Annotated in this window: 19 protein-coding genes and 1 rRNA gene; all 20 read right to left on the bottom strand. The window is 56.0% G+C overall.

Going from position 1 to position 21,173, the window contains the following annotated elements; all coding sequences use genetic code 11:
• Positions 1-226, bottom strand: a 16S ribosomal RNA gene (locus tag ACQ4N8_RS14910); the annotation flags it as partial.
• 415 nt (positions 227-641) lie between these two features.
• Positions 642-2,150 (bottom strand): lysine--tRNA ligase, encoded by a 1,509-nt coding sequence (lysS, locus tag ACQ4N8_RS14905; RefSeq protein WP_430705164.1) that lies wholly within the window; start codon positions 2,148-2,150, stop codon positions 642-644.
• 102 nt (positions 2,151-2,252) lie between these two features.
• Positions 2,253-2,729, bottom strand: coding sequence for a transcription elongation factor GreA (greA, locus tag ACQ4N8_RS14900; protein ID WP_068784380.1), 477 nt, complete (start codon positions 2,727-2,729; stop codon positions 2,253-2,255).
• A 363-nt stretch (positions 2,730-3,092) separates the two neighbouring features.
• Entirely contained in the window at positions 3,093-4,094 is a 1,002-nt protein-coding gene (gene dusB, locus ACQ4N8_RS14895) for a tRNA dihydrouridine synthase DusB (RefSeq protein WP_430705163.1), read from the bottom strand.
• A 47-nt stretch (positions 4,095-4,141) separates the two neighbouring features.
• On the bottom strand, positions 4,142-4,348 hold the full coding sequence (locus tag ACQ4N8_RS14890; protein WP_430705162.1) for a helix-turn-helix domain-containing protein: 207 nt from the start codon (positions 4,346-4,348) through the stop codon (positions 4,142-4,144).
• Positions 4,300-4,848 carry a 2-amino-4-hydroxy-6-hydroxymethyldihydropteridine diphosphokinase gene (gene folK, locus ACQ4N8_RS14885; RefSeq protein ID WP_430705161.1) on the bottom strand — a complete coding sequence of 183 codons (549 nt, stop codon included), beginning with the start codon at positions 4,846-4,848 and terminating at the stop codon, positions 4,300-4,302. Before folK ends, ACQ4N8_RS14890 begins: the two co-directional genes overlap by 49 nt.
• 10 nt (positions 4,849-4,858) lie before the next feature.
• The gene (folB, locus tag ACQ4N8_RS14880; protein ID WP_430705160.1) at positions 4,859-5,221 is read right to left on the bottom strand and encodes a dihydroneopterin aldolase; all 363 of its coding nucleotides are present in this window, start codon (positions 5,219-5,221) and stop codon (positions 4,859-4,861) included.
• A gap of 56 nt (positions 5,222-5,277) precedes the next feature.
• Positions 5,278-6,117 (bottom strand): dihydropteroate synthase, encoded by an 840-nt coding sequence (folP, locus tag ACQ4N8_RS14875; protein ID WP_430705159.1) that lies wholly within the window; start codon positions 6,115-6,117, stop codon positions 5,278-5,280.
• Positions 6,098-7,129 (bottom strand): aminotransferase class IV, encoded by a 1,032-nt coding sequence (locus ACQ4N8_RS14870; RefSeq protein WP_430705158.1) that lies wholly within the window; start codon positions 7,127-7,129, stop codon positions 6,098-6,100. Before ACQ4N8_RS14870 ends, folP begins: the two co-directional genes overlap by 20 nt.
• Positions 7,126-7,707: an aminodeoxychorismate/anthranilate synthase component II gene (gene pabA, locus ACQ4N8_RS14865; RefSeq protein WP_430705157.1), complete on the bottom strand. Its 582-nt coding sequence runs from the start codon at positions 7,705-7,707 to the stop codon at positions 7,126-7,128. Before pabA ends, ACQ4N8_RS14870 begins: the two co-directional genes overlap by 4 nt.
• A 19-nt stretch (positions 7,708-7,726) precedes the next feature.
• Complete coding sequence (locus ACQ4N8_RS14860) at positions 7,727-9,277, bottom strand: anthranilate synthase component I family protein (protein ID WP_430705156.1); 1,551 nt, start codon at positions 9,275-9,277, stop codon at positions 7,727-7,729.
• 163 nt (positions 9,278-9,440) lie between these two features.
• Positions 9,441-10,379, bottom strand: a complete 939-nt coding sequence (gene cysK, locus ACQ4N8_RS14855) for a cysteine synthase A (protein WP_430705155.1) — start codon at positions 10,377-10,379, stop codon at positions 9,441-9,443.
• 256 nt (positions 10,380-10,635) lie between these two features.
• Positions 10,636-11,526: an Hsp33 family molecular chaperone HslO gene (hslO, locus tag ACQ4N8_RS14850; protein ID WP_430705154.1), complete on the bottom strand. Its 891-nt coding sequence runs from the start codon at positions 11,524-11,526 to the stop codon at positions 10,636-10,638.
• 48 nt (positions 11,527-11,574) lie between these two features.
• Positions 11,575-12,342 carry a type III pantothenate kinase gene (locus ACQ4N8_RS14845; protein ID WP_430705166.1) on the bottom strand — a complete coding sequence of 256 codons (768 nt, stop codon included), beginning with the start codon at positions 12,340-12,342 and terminating at the stop codon, positions 11,575-11,577.
• A gap of 6 nt (positions 12,343-12,348) precedes the next feature.
• Positions 12,349-13,215: a carboxylating nicotinate-nucleotide diphosphorylase gene (gene nadC, locus ACQ4N8_RS14840; RefSeq protein ID WP_430705153.1), complete on the bottom strand. Its 867-nt coding sequence runs from the start codon at positions 13,213-13,215 to the stop codon at positions 12,349-12,351.
• Entirely contained in the window at positions 13,205-14,821 is a 1,617-nt protein-coding gene (nadB, locus tag ACQ4N8_RS14835) for an L-aspartate oxidase (RefSeq protein WP_430705152.1), read from the bottom strand. Before nadB ends, nadC begins: the two co-directional genes overlap by 11 nt.
• A gap of 36 nt (positions 14,822-14,857) precedes the next feature.
• Positions 14,858-15,796: a quinolinate synthase NadA gene (nadA, locus tag ACQ4N8_RS14830; protein ID WP_430705151.1), complete on the bottom strand. Its 939-nt coding sequence runs from the start codon at positions 15,794-15,796 to the stop codon at positions 14,858-14,860.
• Between the two features lie 983 nt (positions 15,797-16,779).
• Entirely contained in the window at positions 16,780-18,921 is a 2,142-nt protein-coding gene (gene ftsH / locus ACQ4N8_RS14825) for an ATP-dependent zinc metalloprotease FtsH (protein ID WP_430705150.1), read from the bottom strand.
• A 100-nt stretch (positions 18,922-19,021) separates the two neighbouring features.
• Complete coding sequence (gene hpt, locus ACQ4N8_RS14820; protein WP_430705149.1) at positions 19,022-19,561, bottom strand: hypoxanthine phosphoribosyltransferase; 540 nt, start codon at positions 19,559-19,561, stop codon at positions 19,022-19,024.
• Between the two features lie 74 nt (positions 19,562-19,635).
• Positions 19,636-21,072: a tRNA lysidine(34) synthetase TilS gene (gene tilS / locus ACQ4N8_RS14815; RefSeq protein WP_430705148.1), complete on the bottom strand. Its 1,437-nt coding sequence runs from the start codon at positions 21,070-21,072 to the stop codon at positions 19,636-19,638.
• Positions 21,073-21,173 lie beyond the last annotated feature (101 nt).

Raw genomic sequence — 21,173 nt, 5'->3', positions numbered from 1 at the left:
TAAGTGACAGATTGCTCCGTCTTTCCCAAGCCTCCCATGCGAGAGGCTTGCGTATCCGGTATTAGCTACCGTTTCCGGTAGTTATCCCAGTCTTACAGGCAGGTTGCCTACGTGTTACTCACCCGTCCGCCGCTAAGTTATCCCCGAAGGAATAACTCCGCTCGACTTGCATGTATTAGGCACGCCGCCAGCGTTCGTCCTGAGCCAGGATCAAACTCTCCAATAAAGGTGTTTGACTTGCTCATTTAGAAAAACTGACGAGAATTTCTTCTCATTTTTATACTCACTCGTTGTTCAGTTTTCAAAGATCAACTTCGTTGTCGCTCATCGGTGACAACTTTTATATTATATCATGTCCGGCGTTATTTAGCAAGCATTATTTTGATCTGCGATTCTGAGCTGACTGTTATAATGCCGTCGAATAACGACCGGATTTATAATATACCACCTTTTCAACACGGGCGCAACCCAAAAGCGGATTTTTTATTCATCCAAATTCAACCATATATGAAACATTGTTTTTATAGGTGATCGGCTATCCTAATTCCACTTCATTCGCCCTTCATCCAGCCAAATAAAAAGAAGCCCGGCATCAGGCCGAACTTCTTCTTCTTAATATAGAAATCAATAAACGTTACGAACTACTCCACCGAACGCATATGCGGGAACAACAGCACATCTCGAATCGACGCGGAATCGGTCAGCAGCATCACGAGGCGGTCCACCCCGATGCCCAGTCCGCCGGTTGGCGGCATCCCGTATTCCAGGGAACGGATGAAGTCTTCATCCATTTCATGCGCTTCGTCGTTGCCATGCTCACGTTCGACCAGCTGCGCCTCGAAACGCTGACGCTGGTCGATCGGATCATTCAATTCCGTGAAGGCGTTGGCATGCTCGCGGGCCACGATAAACAATTCGAAGCGATCCGTAAAGCGCGGATCCTGTTCGTTTTTCTTGGCCAACGGGGAAATTTCCACCGGATGCCCGTAAACGAACGTCGGTTGGATCAGTGTCTCCTCTACGAACTGCTCGAAGAACGCGTTCAGAATATGCCCAAACGTCATGTGCGGCTCGACCGGCACCTTATGCTCCTTAGCCAAGCGATGCGCTTCTTCGTTGCTCATTTGTATGCCGAAATCAACGCCGGTTACCTCTTTAACCGCATCAACCATCGACACGCGGCGCCATCCTGGAGCCAGGTTGACCTCATGCCCTTGATAGTTGACCATTTGCGTTCCCAGCACTTCTTGGGCGATATGGGCAATCATGTTCTCCGTCAATGCCATGATATCCTTGTAATCCGCATAAGCTTCATACAGCTCGATCATAGTGAATTCCGGATTGTGGCGCGTCGAAACGCCTTCGTTCCGGTAAACCCGGCCGATCTCATATACTTTCTCCAGACCGCCTACGATCAACCGCTTCAAATGAAGCTCGATCGCGATCCGCATATATAGCTGCATGTCCAGCGCATTGTGATGCGTAATGAACGGGCGGGCCGCCGCGCCGCCGGCGATGTTGTGCAGGGTTGGCGTTTCCACTTCCAGATAGCCGAGCGAGTCCAGGTAACGGCGCATCGATTGGATGATCCGGGAGCGTTTGATGAATGTCTGCTGCACTTCCGGATTCACGATCAAGTCGACGTACCGTTGACGGTAACGCAGCTCGACGTCCTTCAAACCGTGGTATTTATCCGGAAGCGGGTAAAGGGATTTGGACAATACCTCCAGATCCTTGACTTTGATCGTCGTTTCGCCGGTCTTGGTTTTGAACACCTCACCGGTTACGCCTACGATATCCCCAAGATCGAGAATGCTAAATGCCTCGTATTTCGCTTCAGGCACGCTGTCCTGGCGAACATAAATTTGGATTTTCCCCGACAGGTCTTGCAGATGCGCGAAACTGGCCTTGCCCATGCCGCGTTTCGCCATGATCCGGCCGGCGATGGAAACCTCGACGTGCTTCTCCTCGAGTTCTTCCTTCGAAACTTCGTCATATTGCCGCAGAATGTCTCCGGCCGTGTGGGTGCGTTCATATTTTTTGCCGAAGGGATCAATCCCCAAACCGCGCAGCTCGTCCAACTTATCGCGGCGAATCTGCAGCAGCTCGCTGATCTCCACGATTTCCTGGTTATTGTTTTCCTCGCTCATTGCCCTACTCCACTCCTTATAACCGCTGTATTTGGCTCGAAGACAAAAGAAACAGTGAAAGAAGCTTCCGCGGGGGAAGCTTCTTTAGTCGCTAATTCCGGCTTATTTCTTAATATCCACGATTTTATATTGAATCACGCCGGCCGGAACGTTGACGTCCACGACAGCGCCCTTTTTCTTCCCGAGAATGGCCTTGCCCACGGGGCTTTCGTTCGAAATTTTATTCTGCATTGGATCGGATTCGGCCGTCCCAACGATCGCATACTCCATCGTGTCGCCGAACTCCAGATCCTCCACCGTCACGATCGAACCAATGCTTACCGTATCCGTATCGATCTCGTCGTTGTTGATGATCCGGGCGTTGCGCAGCATTTTCTCGAGGGTGATGATCCGTCCTTCGATAAACGCCTGCTCGTTTTTCGCGTCCTCGTATTCCGAGTTCTCGCTGATATCCCCATAACCGATCGCAACCTTGATCCGCTCCGCTACCTCGCGGCGTTTCACGGATTTCAGGTTTTCCAACTCTTCTTCCAGTCTTTTCAGACCGTCCTGGGTAAGAATAACTTCTTTATCGCTCATCTCAACCGATTCTCCTGTCATGGAAAAAATTTTCGCACAGTGCGTGCGGAGACCCGAAACCCCTCCTGGGCAATGAACTCTCCCGCAGGAATGTCCCTTTGCCGCCCCATTGCGCCAGGTGTTTGAAAGCGCCCGCTTCCGGCAGCAATGGCCTTGAATTACGTTTCATTGTGTATATCATATGCAATATGTTGGAATGGTCAGACCACCCCAAAGGTGGAAGTTGACTCGTGAGGCGAATTTATATTGTGAAATTATAGGTGAACGATTCTCAAATGTCAATGACACCCGAATTTACAAATGTAAACGTTTCATGAAGATAGGGGATACCCTGTAAAAAGAGCCCCACATTCCAGGGCATCCTTAGGCGGACACCTCGTCACGCACCGTTCCCACCGCCAAGTCGGCGACAAAATCCTCGAGTATCCGTACCATCTGATCGCGCCGGGTTTCTTCCATAATCAGGTCCTTAATGCGCGCGGCGCCTTTCAGTCCTTTCAGGTACCAGGCCAAATGCTTGCGCATTTCGCGAACCGCCACATGCTCGCCTTTCAAAGCGGCCAAGCGGTCCATATGGAGGACGGCGATGCGGATTTTCTCGCTCGCATCCGGCTCCGGGAGCAACTCGCCCGTTTTCAAGTACTCGACCGTCCGGTACAGCATCCACGGATTGCCAAGCGCCCCCCGTCCGATCATGACTCCGTCGCAGCTGGTTTGATCCAGCATGCGCTTGGCATCCTCCGGCGTGGCCACGTCGCCGTTGCCGATCACAGGGATCGACACGGCTTCCTTCACCTGACGGATGTAGTTCCAGTCCGCCTTGCCGGTGTACAGCTGCTCGCGCGTGCGCCCATGCACGCTTACGGCTTTGCCGCCGGCCTGCTCCACGGCTTTCGCGTTATCCACGACGTAGATATGCTCGGCATCCCAGCCGATGCGCATTTTCACCGTCACCGGTTTGCTGACCGCGTTCACGACGGCCGAGACCATCTCAAAAATTTTATTCGGTTCGAGCAACCAACGCGCGCCCGCATCGCATTTCGTCACTTTCGGCACCGGGCAGCCCATATTGATATCGATGATGTCGGCATTCGTTTCCTGGTCGACCACTTTGGCCGCCTCCACGAGCGATGCGCGATCCCCACCGAAAATTTGCAGGCTGAGCGGCTTCTCCCGCTCGTCGACGAACAGCATTTCCTGAGTACGCTTGTTGCCGTGGATGATCGCTTTATCGCTAACCATCTCTGCGCAGACAAGCCCCGTCCCGAATTCCTTGGCAATCAGGCGGAAGGCCGGATTGCAAACGCCTGCCATCGGGGCAAGCACGACCTGGTTTTTCATTTCAATATCGCCAATCTTCAGCAAGATGGTTCCCTCCTATACGATAAGGTTATTGGTGAGGCGGCGTTGCGTTATTTTCCGGGCTTGAGCTCCGTTAAGGAGACACCCAAACAATCTGCAATTTTAGTTAAAATTTGATCATCTGCCCGGCGGTTTCCACGTTCCACCGCCCCTAAGACTGCGAGGGACACGCCGGATTTCTCGGCCAGCTCCTGCTGGGTATAGCCTTTTAGTTTTCGGAAAGCGCGGACGCGCTGTGCCAGTTGAATGTTTTCCAAAACCGGACGCCTTCCTTTCCATCTATGATGTCCAAGGCACCGTGCATGCGCTCGTACAGCCCGGAGGGCTCTCCTTTCGGAACGATGTCGGCCAGCGGAACGAGCACGAAAGCCCGCTCCATCATCCGCGGATGCGGCAAGGTAAGCAGCGGCGTATTCAGTTCGCGGCCGCCGGCCCACAGCAAATCCAAGTCCACCGTTCGCGGACCGAACCGGATTTTGCGTTCCCGCCCCAGCCGAAGCTCGATGTCCAGCATGACGGACAATAAAGCCTCGGGTTCCAAAGAGGTTCGCAGCGCAAGTGCCATATTTACGAAACAAGGCTGATCCAGATAACCCACCGGATCGGTCTCGTATAGATCGGAGCAGCGAAGCACCTCGATCTCAGGATGCTCCTGAAGTGCCGCGATCGCCTTCATCAAGGTGGCCTCGCGGTCCCCCAGATTAGCCCCTAAAGCAATATAAGCCTCTGAAAGCTCAGAGGTAGAAGGTGTGTTCATAGACGCTTTCTCACTTTCTGGAACGGTACAGTTCCACCGTCACGCCCGCAAAATGAATGTCGAACGGAGGATGCGGCTTCGTTACCTGGACCGTTAATGCATCTACCCTAGTATAAGTGTCCAAAACCGCAGATGCAATATGCTCCGCCAACGCTTCGATCAATTTGAAGCTTTTTTTCTCGACGATGCCACCCACCAGCTCGTGGATTTCGGCATAATTTACCGTACGGGTCAAGTCGTCGGACGTTCCCGCTTCGCGCAAATCCAGCTCCAATTCCAAGTCTACGTAAAAACGCTGGCCCAGCTTGCGCTCTTCTTCGAACACGCCGTGATACCCGTAATATTCCATGCGCCGCAGCAGCATTTTATCCATGATTTCGGCTCCTTTTCCAGCAATTATGCAAGTGGCGCCCACTTTATATACTACCTCTATAAAGCGTACACGATCGCATCGCACATTTGCGCCGTTTTTTTGATTTCCTTCACGTCATGCACGCGGACGATCTGGCAGCCTTGGGCAATGCCAAGCGCCACAGTCGCCGCCGTTCCCAACACCAGTTCATCGACCGGGAGGTCCAGGGTAGTGCGGATGAATCTTTTGCGGGACGTGCCGAGCAGCAGGGGAAACCCGAGCTTGGCCAATTCGTCCAGAGAGCGCATCACGCGCAGGTTCTCCGCATAATCCTTGGCGAATCCGATCCCAGGGTCCAGCATGATGTGATCGTCGCTTACCCCGGCCTTCCGGGCGATCTCCACGCATTCCAGCAAATCGGAGGTTACGTCGGTCATTAAATCCCGATAATCCCGGTCATGCCGGTTATGCATCAAGATCACGGGACAGCCGAACTCCGCCGCGACTTCCGCCATTCGCGCCTCCGCCTTAAAGCCCCAAACATCGTTGATGATATGGGCCCCCGCCTGCAGCGCTTCCCGCGCTACCTGAGCTTTGTACGTATCCACCGATAACGGAATATGCGGGAGCTCGCGATGCAGCGCCTCTACCACCGGAATCACCCGGGCCAGCTCCTCCTGCTCGCTGACGGGCTCGTGACCCGGACGGGTGGATTCTCCGCCGATATCGATCAGATCGGCCCCGGCCTCAATCATCTCCCGGGCATACTGCAGTGCGCGTTCCACGCTGTTGTAGCGCCCTCCGTCGGAAAAAGAGTCCGGCGTGACGTTCAAAATCCCCATCACCAGCGTGCGCTCGCCCAGCGAAAGGGACGCCTCGCCCAGTTGATAGCTGCGTTTATATAGGATCGGTTGCATCGCCATTCCTCGCTTTCTCTCTATATTCCCCCAACAACCAGCCCGTAATCGGGCCGACTTGGCCGTCCGCGACGGTGTGCATAAGCGTCTCCCGCTTCCCGGAGTCGCCCGGCTCCAGCAGAGCCGTCACCGGAACGATTTCCTGGATCGAATTGGTCAGGAAAATTTCGTCCGCCTGCAGCAGCCTGTCCCACGCGTAACGTCCCTCTTCCGGAGCTAACCCTTGTTCTGCGGCCAGTTCCAGCACGAGCGCGCGGGTAATGCCCGGCAGAATGCCGGTTCCGATATCCGGCGTATGCAATCGGCCGTCCTGCACGAAAAACAAATTGCTGACGATCCCCTCCGCCAACCAGCCCTCCGCGGTCAGCAGCAAGCCCTCCGCGGGTGCGGCAAAAGTAAGAGGATGATGCGCATGCGGAGATGATGCGGCGTTTTGCGCGTCCGCACGCTCAGCGGAATTGCGCGGCACTGGCGCTTGCCGCATTACAGCGCCGCTTTCCCGCGCCTCACGTTCCAATCGGCCCAGCTCGCGTTTGGCCAGCAGGTTATTCATGTAATGCAGCGATTTGAAGCGGACATCGCCTTCCGGCGTATTTCGGCGCGTCGCCAGCTTCCACAGCGGCTTGCCGTAGGCGTACAACGAGGCTCCCGGCTCGGGGAGTGCTTTGACGTACACGATCACGGTCGGCTCGGCGTAATCGCCGGCCGGCAGCCCCAGCGGCCCCTCGCCGGCCGTGACCGTGTAACGGATATAGCCCTCGGCCAATCCGTTCAGCTCCAGCAATTCGGCGATCTCCGCCACTATCCGGGCCTGGTCGGCCTCGTAGCCGATCCCCAGCGCACGGCACCCCTCATGCAGCCGCCGCAGGTGCCGTTCCAGCAGAAAGGGCCGGCCCCCGTACGTGCGGAACGTCTCGAACAGGCCGATCCCGTACATAAAGCCGTGATCCATAACGGGTATCACGGCTTCGGCGAGGGGGGTCGGCATCCCGTTCACCCCGATGTAGTTCATGCTTTCGCTTCCGCCTTCCGATTCAGGAAGTTGCGGAGGATTTGATGGCCGTGCTGGGTAATGATCGATTCCGGATGGAATTGCACGCCCTCTACGGCGTATTCTTTATGCCGCAGCCCCATAATCTCGCCTTCCGCGGTTTCGGCGGTAATCTCCAGGCAATCCGGCAGGCTCTCCCGCTCTACGATCAGCGAGTGGTAACGGGTGGCCGTAAACGGCGAAGGCAACCCGGCAAACACCGATTCTCCCCGATGGAGGATCGGCGACGTTTTGCCGTGCATCAGCCGCTCGGCGCGAATCACGTTACCGCCGAAAGCCTGACCGATCGCTTGGTGCCCCAGGCACACGCCGAAGATCGGGATAACGCCTTTGAAGCGCTCGATCAGCTCCAGCGTAATCCCCGCCTCGTTCGGAGTGCAGGGTCCCGGTGAAATCAAAATATGATCCGGCCGCAAAGCCTCGATACCCGCAAGATCGACCTCATCGTTGCGGCGGACAGTAACTTCCTCGCCTAGCTCGCCTAAATACTGCACCAGGTTATACGTGAAAGAATCATAATTGTCGATAACCAAAATCATCTCGTCTCATCTCCTGTCCTTAGGCTTTGCCCGGCCGGTCCTCGCTATGTCGAACCGCCAAAGCGACAGCTCTGGCTTTGTTGAAACATTCCCTATACTCACGGTACGGAACCGAATCGATCACGATGCCGGCGCCCGTTTGCAAATAACCAACGCCGTCCTTCGCGACCAGCGTACGTATAATAATATTTAATTCCATATTACCGTTGTAGTCAATCCATCCCATCGAGCCAGTATATGGGCCTCTGGTGACCGGCTCCAGCTCCTCGATGATCTCCATCGTCCGCACTTTGGGCGCACCGGTAATCGTACCGCCCGGAAACACCGCGGCAATGGCGTCATAGATCGTCCTACCCGCATGAAGGAGTCCCTCTACCTCGGAAACCAGATGCATCACGTGCGAATACCGTTCGATCACGTACAATTCACTGGCCCGAACCGTCCCGTATTCGGCCACGCGGCCGATGTCGTTGCGCAGGAGGTCGACGAGCATGATATGCTCGGCCAGCTCCTTTTCGCTGCTGCGCAATTCCTCCTCCATTCGTGCATCCTCTTCCGGCGTATGACCACGCCGTCGAGTTCCCGCGATCGGACGGGTTCGGATCATCCCTTGCTCCACCTTGACCAGCAGCTCCGGCGAAGCGGAAACGAGTTGAAAATCCGGGAAACGGAGCATCCCCATATAAGGAGAAGGATTCAAGCGGCGCAACTGCTCATACACCCGCTCAGGAGCCTCGGGCAGCGAAAAGGCCTGCCGAAGCGACAGATTAACCTGAAACACGTCGCCGGCTCCAATATAATCCTGTACCCGCCGCACCGCAGCTTCAAACGCCTCCTGCGGCATCGAAACGCCCAGACGGCTCCGCTCCAGCTCTGCATCGTCAATCGCCGGCACGGTTGCCGACGACGAATCCGGCGTGACCTCCGCTGCTTCCGGTACCGATCCACGACCGCAGATCCGCTCCCAGCGCTCCGCCATCCCGGCAGCCCGGCGTTCGGCATGGCGGTAGCTCTCCAGCAGAGCCTCGCGCGACGAGCCCGCCACAGGGCAGTGGACGATGCAATAGATGTCCCCCCGCTCCTGATCGATCGCCCACAGCTCCTCCAGCCGCATCCAGACGTAGTCGTCCAGGCCAAGGTCGTCCTGCGCGAGCCGCGGCAGCCGCTCCAGCGAACGGGCCACGTCGTACGCAAGGAAACCGACGGCGCCGCCCGCGAATTTGGGCAGACCTTGCACCGCTGGCGACCGGAACGGCGCCATCCAGCCCTGCAGCAGCTGCAGCGGCTCGCCCTGCAAGGTCACGAGCGCGCCGTCGACGAGGTCCCGAACGACGGCTTCATGGCCTCTGCCGCGTATGACCGAGACCGGCTCCAGGCCCAGGAAAGTATAGCGCCCGCCCTTGCCGCTCTCCAGTACGAACGAATAGGGGCCTGCGCCTTCCCAAGCGCGCGACCAGTCCGCCGGCAGTCCTGCTGCCGCGAGGGGACCTTTTACCGCATAAGGCAGCACAGTCCATCTCCCGTCTTCGGCCCATGTTACCCACTGCTCCCATGTCGTCATCGTTTCCATCTGCCGCGCAGCTCCTCCTAACTCATCGTTAGCGTGTCTTATTGCTAGCTAGTATACTAAAACCCGGGCCGCTTTGAAAATGAAAATACCTAAAAACTAAAATAACCCCGCGACGTTCCTGCTCGGAACGCCACGGAGCCCGTAATTAAGATCCCTATGGGGATTATGCCTCGAAATTATACAGCGGCGTGCTCAGGTAGCGTTCGCCATTGCTTGGAATGATGGCTACGACGCGTTTGCCTTTACCCAGTTCCTTAGCTACCTTCAGCGCAGCGAATACGGCGGCGCCGGAGGAAATGCCGGACAGGATGCCTTCTTGCTTCGCCACCGTCCGCGCTTGTTCAAACGCTTCGTCGTTTTCGACATGGATGATTTCATCGTAAATCTCGCGGTTCAAAATTTCCGGAATGAAGTTGGCGCCCAGGCCTTGAATTTTATGAGGACCCGGTTTGCCGCCGGCCAAAATCGGCGATGCCGCCGGTTCGACGGCGTAAATCTTCAGATCCGGGAACCGCTTCTTCAACACTTCGCCGGCACCGGAGATCGTTCCGCCCGTACCGATCCCTGCCACGAACGCATCCAAGCGGCCGTCCAGCGATTCAATCGCTTCCACGATTTCCGGGCCCGTCGTTTCGCGGTGGATTTTCACGTTCGCTTGGGTTCTGAATTGATCGGCCAGGAAATAATCCGGGTTCGCCGTAAGCAGCTCCTCGGCTTTCTTCACCGCGCCGTTCATGCCTTCGGACCCCGGCGTCAGCACAAGTTCTGCACCATAAGCGCGCAGCAGGTTGCGGCGTTCCAAGCTCATTGTTTCCGGCATGACGATAACGGCGTTATAGCCTTTGGCCGCAGCCACCATCGCCAAGCCGATCCCGGTGTTGCCGCTGGTAGCCTCGATGATCGTACCGCCCGGCTTCAGCTTGCCGGCTTTCTCCGCTTCTTCCACGATGCTGATGGCAATCCGGTCTTTCACGCTGGAGCCCGGGTTTTGGTATTCCAGTTTCACGTAAATTTCCGCGCTGTCCTCCGGCACGATCCGGTTCAGGCGGACCAGCGGCGTATCGCCGATCAAATCCGTCACATTGTTTACGACTTTTGCCATATCAAATATCCTCCCTTTGGATGATAAAAATAACCGCGTTCATCTGACAGTACAAAATGGAAAGCTCAACACTATAGGATGCGCCATTCGTTTGCTTTCATTTATATCCGAGTAATTAAGTTGGTTTTGTAATTATTATCTTAACAACCCCGATCGGAGTTGTCAAGAAAGTCACAAAAAATACTTTGCTTTCCGAGCCATCCCTTCGCCCGGTCCGCAAAGTATTTGTCAAGATGCCGTCGATCCCCGGCACTTCTTATTTCTCCGTTTGGGCAATCAGCTTCTCGATGTCCTCTTCGCTGAACAAATACGGCTCGTTGCAGAAATCGCACACGACCTCCGTCTCTTTCCCTTCGTCGCGCAGCTCCTCCAGCTCTTTCTTGCCCAGGCTGATCAGCGTACGCTCCACTCTTTCCCGGGAGCAGCTGCAGGAGAACACGATATCCATCTCCTCCAGCACCTGCACGTCCGGCACGATCCAGCGCAGCATTTCGTCCAGCTCCAGGCCTTGGTCCAGCAGCGCGGTCACCGGCGGAAGCTTGCCGACCGCTTGCTCGATCGCGTCGATCTCGCTGTCGCTAAGCCCCGGCAGCAGCTGAATGATGAAGCCGCCGGCCACGATGACGGAGTTGTCCACGTCGACCAGCACGCCCAGGCCTACCGCGGAAGGCGTCTGCTCGGACACGGCAAAATAATATGTAAAATCCTCGCCAAGCTCGCCGGAAATCAGCGGAACGCTGCCGCGATAAGGCTCTTTCAGCCCCAGATCCTTCGTTACGTGGATAAAGCCTTCCGTTCCGACCGCGCCGCGCACGTCGAGTTTCCCCTGGCTGTTGCTGGGAAGGTGCACGTGCGGGTTCTTGACGCAGCCGCGAACTTCTCCTTTGGCGTTGGCATCCACGATGATTTGCTCGATCGGCCCATTGCCCTTGACCTGTACGGTCAACTTCTCGTCGCCCTTGAGCATCGCGCCCATTATGGCGCCCGCCGTCAGCGTCCGCCCAAAGGCGGCCGTCGCGGTAGGGTACGTATCATGCCGGCGACGAAGCTCCTCTACCAGTTCGGTCGTCCGCACGGCGAAGGCGCGCACTTTGCCGTCCATGGCGATCCCGCGGATCAGCCGATCTTGTTTGTTGTTTTGCTCCATATGCGAAAGACCTCCTTTCGTCCTTATACCAGTATATCCATCGTATCCTTATTGATTGCGTTCGTAAATAATCCGCAATCCCTCCAGCGTAAGGCGCGGATTCACCTCTTCGATCGTGCGCGTCTCGCTGGCGATCAATTCCGCCAATCCGCCGGTCGCAATGACCTTCGGCTTCTCGTTCATTTCGCGGGCGATCCGCTCGACGATGCCGTCGACCTGGCCCGCGTAGCCGAAAATAATCCCCGCCTGCATCGCGTGCACCGTATTGCGGCCGATGACCTTCTTCGGCTTCTCCAGCTCGATGCGCGGCAGCTTGGAAGCGCGCTGGTACAGCGCTTCGGTGGAAATGCCGATGCCCGGAACGATCGCGCCCCCGAGGTAGTTGCCCTGGGCATCGATGCAGTCGAACGTCGTGGCCGTCCCGAAGTCGACGACGACCAGCGGGCCGCCGCCGTATTGCTCGATCGCCGCGACGGCATTGACGATGCGGTCCGCCCCGACCTCGCGCGGATTTTCGTAGCGCAGGTTCAGGCCGGTTTTGATGCCGGGCCCCACGACGAGCGGTTTGTGATGCAAATATTTCACGCTCAGTTCTTCAAGCACATGCATTAACGGTGGTACGACCGACGAAATAATGACCCCTTCCATCTTGCTCTCGGGGATCCGCGCCAACTCGAACAGGTTATGGATCAGCACGCCGTATTCGTCGACCGTGGCTTGCCGGTTCGTACTGATGCGGAAATGGTGGAGCAGCTCACGCCCCCGGTAGATTCCCAAGACGATATTCGTATTGCCTACATCGATCACAAGGAACATGGCCATTTAGCCCTCCTTTTTCGCGTTCAGGTCCAGACTGATATCCAGGCTTTCAAAAGAGTACGTCAACCGTCCCACGGAAATCACGTCGACGCCGCACTCGGCGATGCCGCGAATCGTCTCCAGCGACACGTTGCCCGACGCCTCCACGGTGACATGCGGCGCTTTGGCCTTGATCCGCCGGACGGCTTCCTTCATCAAATCCGGAGCCATGTTGTCGAGCATAATGATATCGGCCCCGGCTTGCAGCGCTTCCTCCACTTGCTCCAGGCTTTCCGTTTCCACCTCGATGGTCATCGTGTGCGGAATGTTGGCACGGGCGCGGCTCACCGCCTGGGCGATGCCTCCAGCCCCCTTGATGTGATTATCCTTGATCATCACGGCATCGTACAGACCGTAACGGTGATTCGAACCGCCGCCGGCGCGGACGGCGTATTTCTCCAGCATCCGGTGGCCGGGCGTCGTTTTGCGCGTATCTACCAGACGGGTCGGCAAGCCGCCGAGCGCGTCAACGAACGTCTTCGTCCGCGTAGCGATCCCCGACAAACGCTGCAGCAGATTAAGCGCCAGCCGCTCGCCGGTCAAAATGCGGTGCGTGCTGCCCTCGACTTCGGCCAGAACGGTGCCTTTGGCAACCTGCTGACCGTCTTTGACCTGCGGCGTAAACGTCAGGTTCGGGTCGACGACCTCGAACACGAGCTGCGCCACCGGCATCCCCGCTATAATGCCGCCTTGCTTGGCGTGAATGATCGCTTTGGACTCATGTCCGGGCGGAATCGTCACGGCGGTCGTCACGTCCCCGGAGCCTACGTCTTCCTTCAGCCAGCCGCGGATGGCGCGGGCTAGCCCTTCGTTATATCCGTTAAACATCATCGCTAACTTCCTCCAACATTCCTTTTTCCCGCTGCCATAAAAGATGCTTGCGCCACTTCTCGTCGCTCCGCTCCGGGAAGTCCTCGCGGTAATGGCCGCCACGGCTTTCCTCCCGGGTCAGCGCCGATTGGGCCAGCAGCAGCGCACAGGTCAACATATTGGCATATTCCCACTGCTCCCGGGTATGCAGCGCCTGGCCGAAGAGCGGAACCTGCCGCTCCAGCTCCTCGATTCCCTTCGCCAGTCCGGCCTTCGTCCGGCGCAGCCCCACCCGGCGTACCATCACCTTTTGCAGCTCCAGGCGGCGTTCCACCATCGAGTTTGGCGCCGGCGCGCGACGCTGCGCTTGATACGCGATGCCCTCGCCGGTTTTGGTCCGCGGCGGCAGCTCCCGAATGCGGCGGATGATCCGCCGACCGAACACGATCGCCTCGGACAGCGAGTTGCTGGCGAGCCGATTCGCGCCATGCACGCCGGTGGACGACACCTCGCCGCAAGCGAACAAGCGGTCGACGCTCGTCTCGCCACGATGGCCGGTGCGAACCCCGCCCATCATATAATGCGCAGCCGGAGCGACCGGAATCCAGTCGGTCGTCATATCGAGCCCATAACCCAGGCAGGTTTCATATATCGTAGGGAAACGGCGCTTGATGGTTTCCGGGGCTTCATGCGTAATATCCAGGTATACGATATTCGCGCCGGTCGATTCCATTTCGCTGACGATGGCCCGGGCCACGATATCGCGCGGAGCCAGTTCGAGGAGTTCGTGGTATTTGCTCATGAACCTCTCGCCTTTAATATTGCGCAGCACGGCCCCTTCGCCGCGGACGGCCTCGGAGATCAGAAAACGAGGCGCGCCCGGGTAACATAGGGAAGTCGGATGAAATTGAATGAATTCCATATCGCGAATGACCGCTCCGGCACGGTATGCGATCGCTACGCCATCCGCCGTAGCCACCTCGGGATTGGTCGTGTACCGGTACAGCTGCCCGGCGCCGCCGGAGCACAAAATCGTCGCGTTCCCGCGCAGGAACACCCGCTGTCCATCCGGGCGCTGCACTAAAGCGCCCAGACATTCGTTATCCTCGGTGATCAGGTCGATCACGTAATGATTATCCCATATCTCGATATTGGGGTGGGCGGCTACCTGCTCGGACAAGGCGCGCACGATCTCGTACCCCGTGGCATCTCCGTTGGCGTGCAAGATCCGGCGGTGGCTGTGCGCCCCTTCTTTGGTTAGCGCCAGTTCGCCGTTTTCGACGTCAAAGGCGGTGCCGAGCGTGATCAGCTCCTTGATGAGCTCCGGCCCTTCGTTGACCAGGATGTCCACGGCTTCGGACGAGCATAAGCCCGCTCCGGCCAGCAGCGTATCCTGGCGGTGATAAGCCGGAGAATCGTCTTCGGCGATCACGGCGGCAATCCCGCCTTGCGCATATCTCGTGTTGCTTTCCAGCAGCGATTTTTTGGTAATCATGATCACGCGATCTTTTTCACTTGCTTTGATGGCCGTAAAAAGACCGGCAATGCCTGAGCCGATCACGACGACATCCGTGTCGATAACCGGCAGCTTACCGAGTTCGAAATCAACCAAATATTGTGGAATCACGATCGTCACCTATCTTAGACAAGAGAGTAGCGCATGCTACTTGACTTGTAACATGCGCTCTAGGGAAAGTCTGGCTTTGTCGGCAACGGCGGGCGGTACGTAGATTTGCGGCTGCATCGTTTCCAGACATTTGACCAGTTTCTTCAGGTTATTGACTTTCATGTTCGGGCAAACGAGAAATTTCGTGGCGAAATGGAACGTTTTGTCCGGGCTGTCTTTTCGCAGCTGATATCCGGTCCCGTCTTCCGTTCCCACGATAAACTCTTTGGCGGAAGAGTTCTTGCAGTAATCCAGGATCGCGGTGGTGCTGCCTACGAAGTCGCCCATCGCCACGACCTCCGGACGGCACTCGGGATGCACTACGAACTCGGCGTTCGGGTATTTGGCTTTCATTTCGAACACGTCTTTCACAGTGAGCATGTCGTGCGTGTTGCAGTACCCTTCCCAGATAATCAACTTTTTGTCGGTATGCTGCTGCACGTAGTGGCCGAGGTTTTTGTCCGGCACCCAGATGATTTCATCGGCGTCTACGGAATTAATGACCTTGACGGCATTGGATGAAGTACAGCAGATATCGGTTTCCGCTTTAATCTCCGCCGAGGAATTGATATACGTGACTACCTTGGCGTTCGGGTGCTGCGCTTTGAGCTTCCGCAGGCCGTCGACGTTGACCATATCGGCCATGGGACAGCCGGCACGTTCGTCGGGAATGAGCACCGTCTTGTTCGGCGCCAGAATTTTGGCGCTCTCTCCCATAAAATGCACGCCGCAGAACACGATCGTCTCCGCGTCGGTTGAAGCCGCCTTTTGGGCAAGCAGAAAAGAATCGCCCCGGAAATCGGCAACTTCTTGTATTTCATCACGCTGGTAGTAGTGCGCCAGTATGATCGCATTGCGTTCCTTCTTGAGCTGGACCAGCCTCTCCCGCAGCTCGCGGTTCATTTCCGCTTTCCGCTCAAGTGCTAGAGCCTCCACCTGAATTCCTCCCCCTATGAAATCCTCGATTAGCAACGATGCAACGGCATTGTATCTCTCTGTCGCCGGCGAACGTTGCGCTTTATGGCAATCCTGCGTGAAACGGCAAGAACGTATTAAATTTCACACGGTGTTTAAGAACTAATTTACACAAGGTGAAAGGCACTGTCAATGCGCCGAAGAACAGCGCAAAATGCCAATTCCCTATGATTTTCAAGGTAAATTCGGCGTTATCGGGGGGATTCGGGGGTTAGGGGATATCTAAAATTTTTGGTAAAAAGGCTGGAGAAGACCGCTAAAACTCTAAAGCTCTTCCCTGTCGAAGTCGCCTTCCACCTGGTGGGAGCGAGGCAAACGTTTGAATTGTTCTTACGACCGCTGTTGCTCCCGGATTTCTTGAATTTGCAGATTCATACAAGGAAGAAATCCGCTCGCAAAGGCGGACGCTCCGCTTCTTCAGAATCATTTTAACTTTTTGCCTGAACTCCCCCTACTGATGCCTCAAGGGAAGAGCTTTAGAGAACCGATTAGTTCCCCAGCCTGCGGGGCGGCAGGAAGCCCAATAGCGGTAAAAAAGGGCGCTATCGGAGCATAATCAACCGTTTTTATAGAAATAAGGGGATTTTTAGGCCTTATTTTTTGGTCAAGCCGGGCAAAACGGGCCTTTCAGCACCTTCGGGCGAAAATAGCGCCATAAAATGGCCTTATTTTCGGTCAACAAGCCTAAATAAGCAAAATAAGGCCCTTTTTTACCGCTATCAGTGCGGGACGGAGAGCAGGGCAGGTTAACGGTGCGTTAACTCTCGCCCTCCGCCCGCGTGCAGCCAAATCGTCCATCAGCGTACTTTCAAAAGTAGACAGACCTAGTTTAGCGGCGGTTTTTCTTGCGATATCAGGAAGCAGTCCCACGAAGCTTATACTTACTGTATCTAAAAAAATCCGGGAAACGCAAGGTTTCCCGGATTTGGTTCGTGTTGGTGGTATTAAAAGGTTGGCTTGCCGCCGTTGTTCGGGCCTTTACTGGCATCGTCGTCGGCATCCGCCGAATCCGATTTACCCGGCGTGTCACTGACGGTGCCTTGCGGCGCGTCGACGACCGGATCGTTGGTGCGATCGCTTGCCGTTCCGCCCGGCACGTCGTTCGGGATATCACCGACCGGTGCGCTAGGAGCCGGATCCTCGGTTTTGCCCTGAATGCGGACGCGAACGTCGCCGATGTTATCGACGGTTGCTTCGCCCGGTTCCGAAGAACCGCTGCCGCCGTCTTTATCGCCGCTCGAGCCTGCGCCTTCCAGCGAACCCGTTTCGATCAGCTGCTTGATTTGCTCCAGCTCCAGCGTTTCCACTTCAAGCAGCGTTTCCGCGATGAGGTGAACTTCTCTGGCATGCTCGGTCAACAGCTGCTTGCATCGTTCATACGACTCCGTAATGAAGCGATGCATTTCCTGATCGATTTCGTAAGCAATCTGATCGCTGTAGTTCTGCTCGTGGCCGATATCGCGGCCCAAGAAAACTTGGCCCTGCGAAGTGCCGAACTGCATCGGTCCGAGCTTCTCGCTCATCCCGTATTCGACAATCATGCTGCGCACGATACTGGTCGCTTGCTGGAAGTCGCTGTACGCTCCGGTGCCGATTTCGCCGATGTACAATTCCTCGGATACCCGGCCGCCCAAGAGGCCGGTGACTTTATCCAGCAGCTCGTTTTTGGTGACGAGCATTCGGTCTTCCTTCGGCAACATGATGACATATCCGCCCGCGCGTCCGCGCGGAATGATCGTCACCTTGTGCACCATGTCGGCATGCTCCAGGAAGTAGCCGACGATCGTATGCCCGGCTTCGTGATAAGCGACGATCCGTTTCTCGCGGTCGCTGATGACGCGGCTGCGCTTCTCGGTACCGACGATGACCCGGTCGATCGCTTCGTCCACTTCGGTCATGGAGATATCTTTCCGGTTCCGCCGTGCCGCCAGGAGCGCCGCTTCGTTCAGCAGGTTCTCCAGATCGGCGCCGGTGAAGCCGGTCGTACGTTTCGCAATGACATCCAAACGGACATCTTTCGTCAGCGGCTTATTGCGCGCATGCACTTTCAGTACCGCTTCGCGTCCTTTCACATCCGGACGGTCGACCGTAATTTGACGGTCAAAACGTCCCGGACGCAACAAAGCCGGGTCAAGAATGTCCGCACGGTTCGTCGCTGCCACGATAATGATGCCTTCGTTGCCGCCGAATCCGTCCATTTCCACGAGCAATTGGTTCAGCGTTTGTTCGCGTTCGTCATGACCGCCGCCAAGACCGGCGCCGCGCTGACGGCCAACCGCATCGATTTCGTCGATGAAGATGATACAAGGTGCGTTCTTCTTGGCATTTTCAAACAAATCCCGAACGCGGGACGCCCCGACCCCAACGAACATTTCCACGAAGTCGGAACCGGAAATGCTGAAGAACGGAACGCCGGCTTCGCCGGCTACCGCGCGGGCCAAGAGGGTTTTACCGGTACCCGGAGGGCCCACAAGCAAAACGCCTTTCGGAATTCTTGCGCCAACGGCGGAGAATTTCCGCGGGTCCTTCAAAAACTCAACGACTTCGACCAGCTCTTGCTTCTCTTCATCGGCCCCTGCAACGTCCTCGAACGTAACCTTCTTCTTCTCTTCATTATAGAGACGCGCCCGGCTCTTGCCGAAGTTCATCACTTTGCCGCCGCCGCCCTGCGCCTGATTAAACAGGAAGAAGAACAGGATGAACATGATCGCGAGCGGCACGATGGAAGTCAGGAAGGTTAGCCAGATGCTTTCTCCCCGCATCTTCTCCCATGTTACGTCAAAGTTGTTCTGCTCGCTCTGATCCGTAATTTCCTTCAGCACATTCTCGTCAAAAGGAATATAGAGAGAGAAATTCTTCGTCTTGCTGTCTCCGACGATTTCTCTATACTTACCGGTTACCAGATAAGCGTAACCGTCAAATTTACCGGTTAGTTCTGCCACATTGTTATCCTTCAATTGCTGACGCAATTCGGTATAACTAGGGGTGACGGTTGCTTCTTGTCCGCCGTTGAGGAATTGGACGATGCCCACCACGACTAAGAAAAGTATCAAATAAAAACCAGAATTCCGGATGAACCGATTCATCCCCTACCTCCTCTCAAGACCTTAAGTTATTTTACCATAGCCGCTCTCGCCATTTCAAAAAACCGGCGAGCGGGGTCCTTCGCCCGGATGGACGACGAAATCAACTGGTGTAAATTTCCGGTTTCAGTACTCCGATGAATGGGAGGTTGCGGTATTTCTCGGCATAATCCAGCCCGTATCCAACAACGAAAGCGTCCGGCAGGACGAATCCCGATAAATCGGCTTCCAATTGAACCGTCCGCCGCGCAGGTTTGTCGAACAGCGTAACGATTTTTACGGATTTCACCTTCCGGCGCTCCAGCACATCGATCAAATAGCTGAGCGTCAGCCCGCTATCGATAATATCCTCCACGATCAGGATATCGCGTCCCTCGACGGAGTTATCCAAATCCTTGATAATCTTTACTTCTCCCGATGACCGGGTCGAAGCCCCGTAGCTCGAAACCGCCATAAAATCAAGCTCGATCGGCACGGTGATCTCTTTGACGAGGTCGGCCATAAAGATAAACGCGCCCTTCAGGATGCAAATCACGAGCGGATTGCGCCCTTCGTATTCCGCGCTCAGCTGCTTGCCGAGCTCGACGACCTTCTCTTGAATTTGTTCCCGGGTGATCAGTATTTCCTGAATATCGTTCTGCAAAGTAAGTAAACCTCCTACGTTATACTATGAATGCCGGTCTTTCGCTAATCCTAAAGTACGAACGGTTAGCTGCGCTATCCGAAAACCATATGCACGACGGAAGTCGTGTGCGGGTTCACCGCGGCAATCGCGGAACGGCGAACGCCGGGAATCCATAATATCCGGCCTTTGGCATCCGTCACCATCGGGATGCGGGAGCGGAGGGATGGAGGTATTTTCTCATCGATGAAAATATCTTTTACCTTTTTGCTACCGTTTAATCCCAAAACTTTCATGACGTCTCCCGGAAGCCGGGAACGCACGGTAAGCGGATAGACCAGCTCATCCGCATCAAATTCCGCCTCGTTATTGTTGCTGCCTGCCTTGGCCCTGTCGGCATCCCTGCCGGCAGTAAGCCGCGTCATCCGTAAGCTTTGACCCGTGCCTGCAATCGGCACTTCTGCCGGAAATTGTTCCACCAAATATGTATAGTGAGGAATCTGACTTTCCGTTGCAACGGGGATAAAACGGATCGTGCCATACTCGCGCAAACACTTCGACCCGCCGCCAAGATCAAGGCTCCACGTCGTCGGCCGATCCTGGATCGTTCCTTGACGAATCGCTTCAATCTTGACAAAATCATGTTCTTCCGTGCTTAAAGGCAGATAATTTAATATTAGTTTAATCAACCTCCGTTGTAAAGCAACATGTAACGCGGCAAAAGGCGCGATGTCGAACGCCGGGCCTCCCTCTTCCATGCGGACGATACCGGCGTAAGCCTTTAACGTCTCCTGCAGCAGATAGTCATCCTCCGCGGCGGTCAGCTCCGCCAACCGACCCAGCGATTCCGGGAGCTGTCCATTATATTGCCCCAAAAAAGGCAACACATCCAGCCTCACCGAATTTCGCGCTTGCTCCGTATGCAGGTTGCTGCTATCTTCAACGAATGAAAGTCCGGATTCATGGCACGCCCGGAGCAAATCCGTCTTGTATATACGCAGCAGGGGACGGATAAGTTCCACATTTTTTTCCCGCCGTTTGAACCTCATCCCGGCCAGCCCCGAAGGGCCGCTTCCCCGTAAGAGGCGCATGAGCACGGTTTCCGCCTGATCATCCGCGTGATGGGCGAGCGCGATCGAGGCCGCGCCGTAACGCACCGCCACCCCGTGCAAAAATTCGTATCTCTTCTCCCGGGCGGCAAGCTCCATGCCCTTTCCCGATTCCTTCATATAAGCAGGCACATCCGCGTATCCCAGCTCGAACGGCAGATTCAGCCGCTGCGCCAGGTTCCGGACGAATTCGGCATCCCGGTCGGCTTCGGCCCCGCGCAAGCCATGGTGGAGATGGGCGCAGATCAATTCCAGGCCCAGCTCCTGGTCCGCGGCGATTTCCTTCATTATATGCAAAAGAGCTGTCGAATCCGCTCCTCCGGAAACGGCTACGACGATGCGGTCTCCGGGAAACCACAGCCGTTCGAGCCGTCCGGTGCGCCGAACCAGCTCCACCAAACGGTACATTGTTCGTTCTATCATAGGCGGCCCTCCGTCCCGCTTAAAATGAGTGTTCAAAAAGTCTAGGGACTGAGGTGCGCAGCGTAGCCCGAGGCTACGTAAGCAACGGAAGGCCGGGCTGA

Origin of the sequence: Paenibacillus macerans, assembly GCF_050565405.1 — a bacterium.
GTDB classification, from domain to species: domain Bacteria; phylum Bacillota; class Bacilli; order Paenibacillales; family Paenibacillaceae; genus Fontibacillus; species Fontibacillus macerans_B.
The sequence above is the reverse complement of the archived record's forward strand: the minus strand, read 5'-3'. Positions and strand labels throughout refer to the sequence as shown.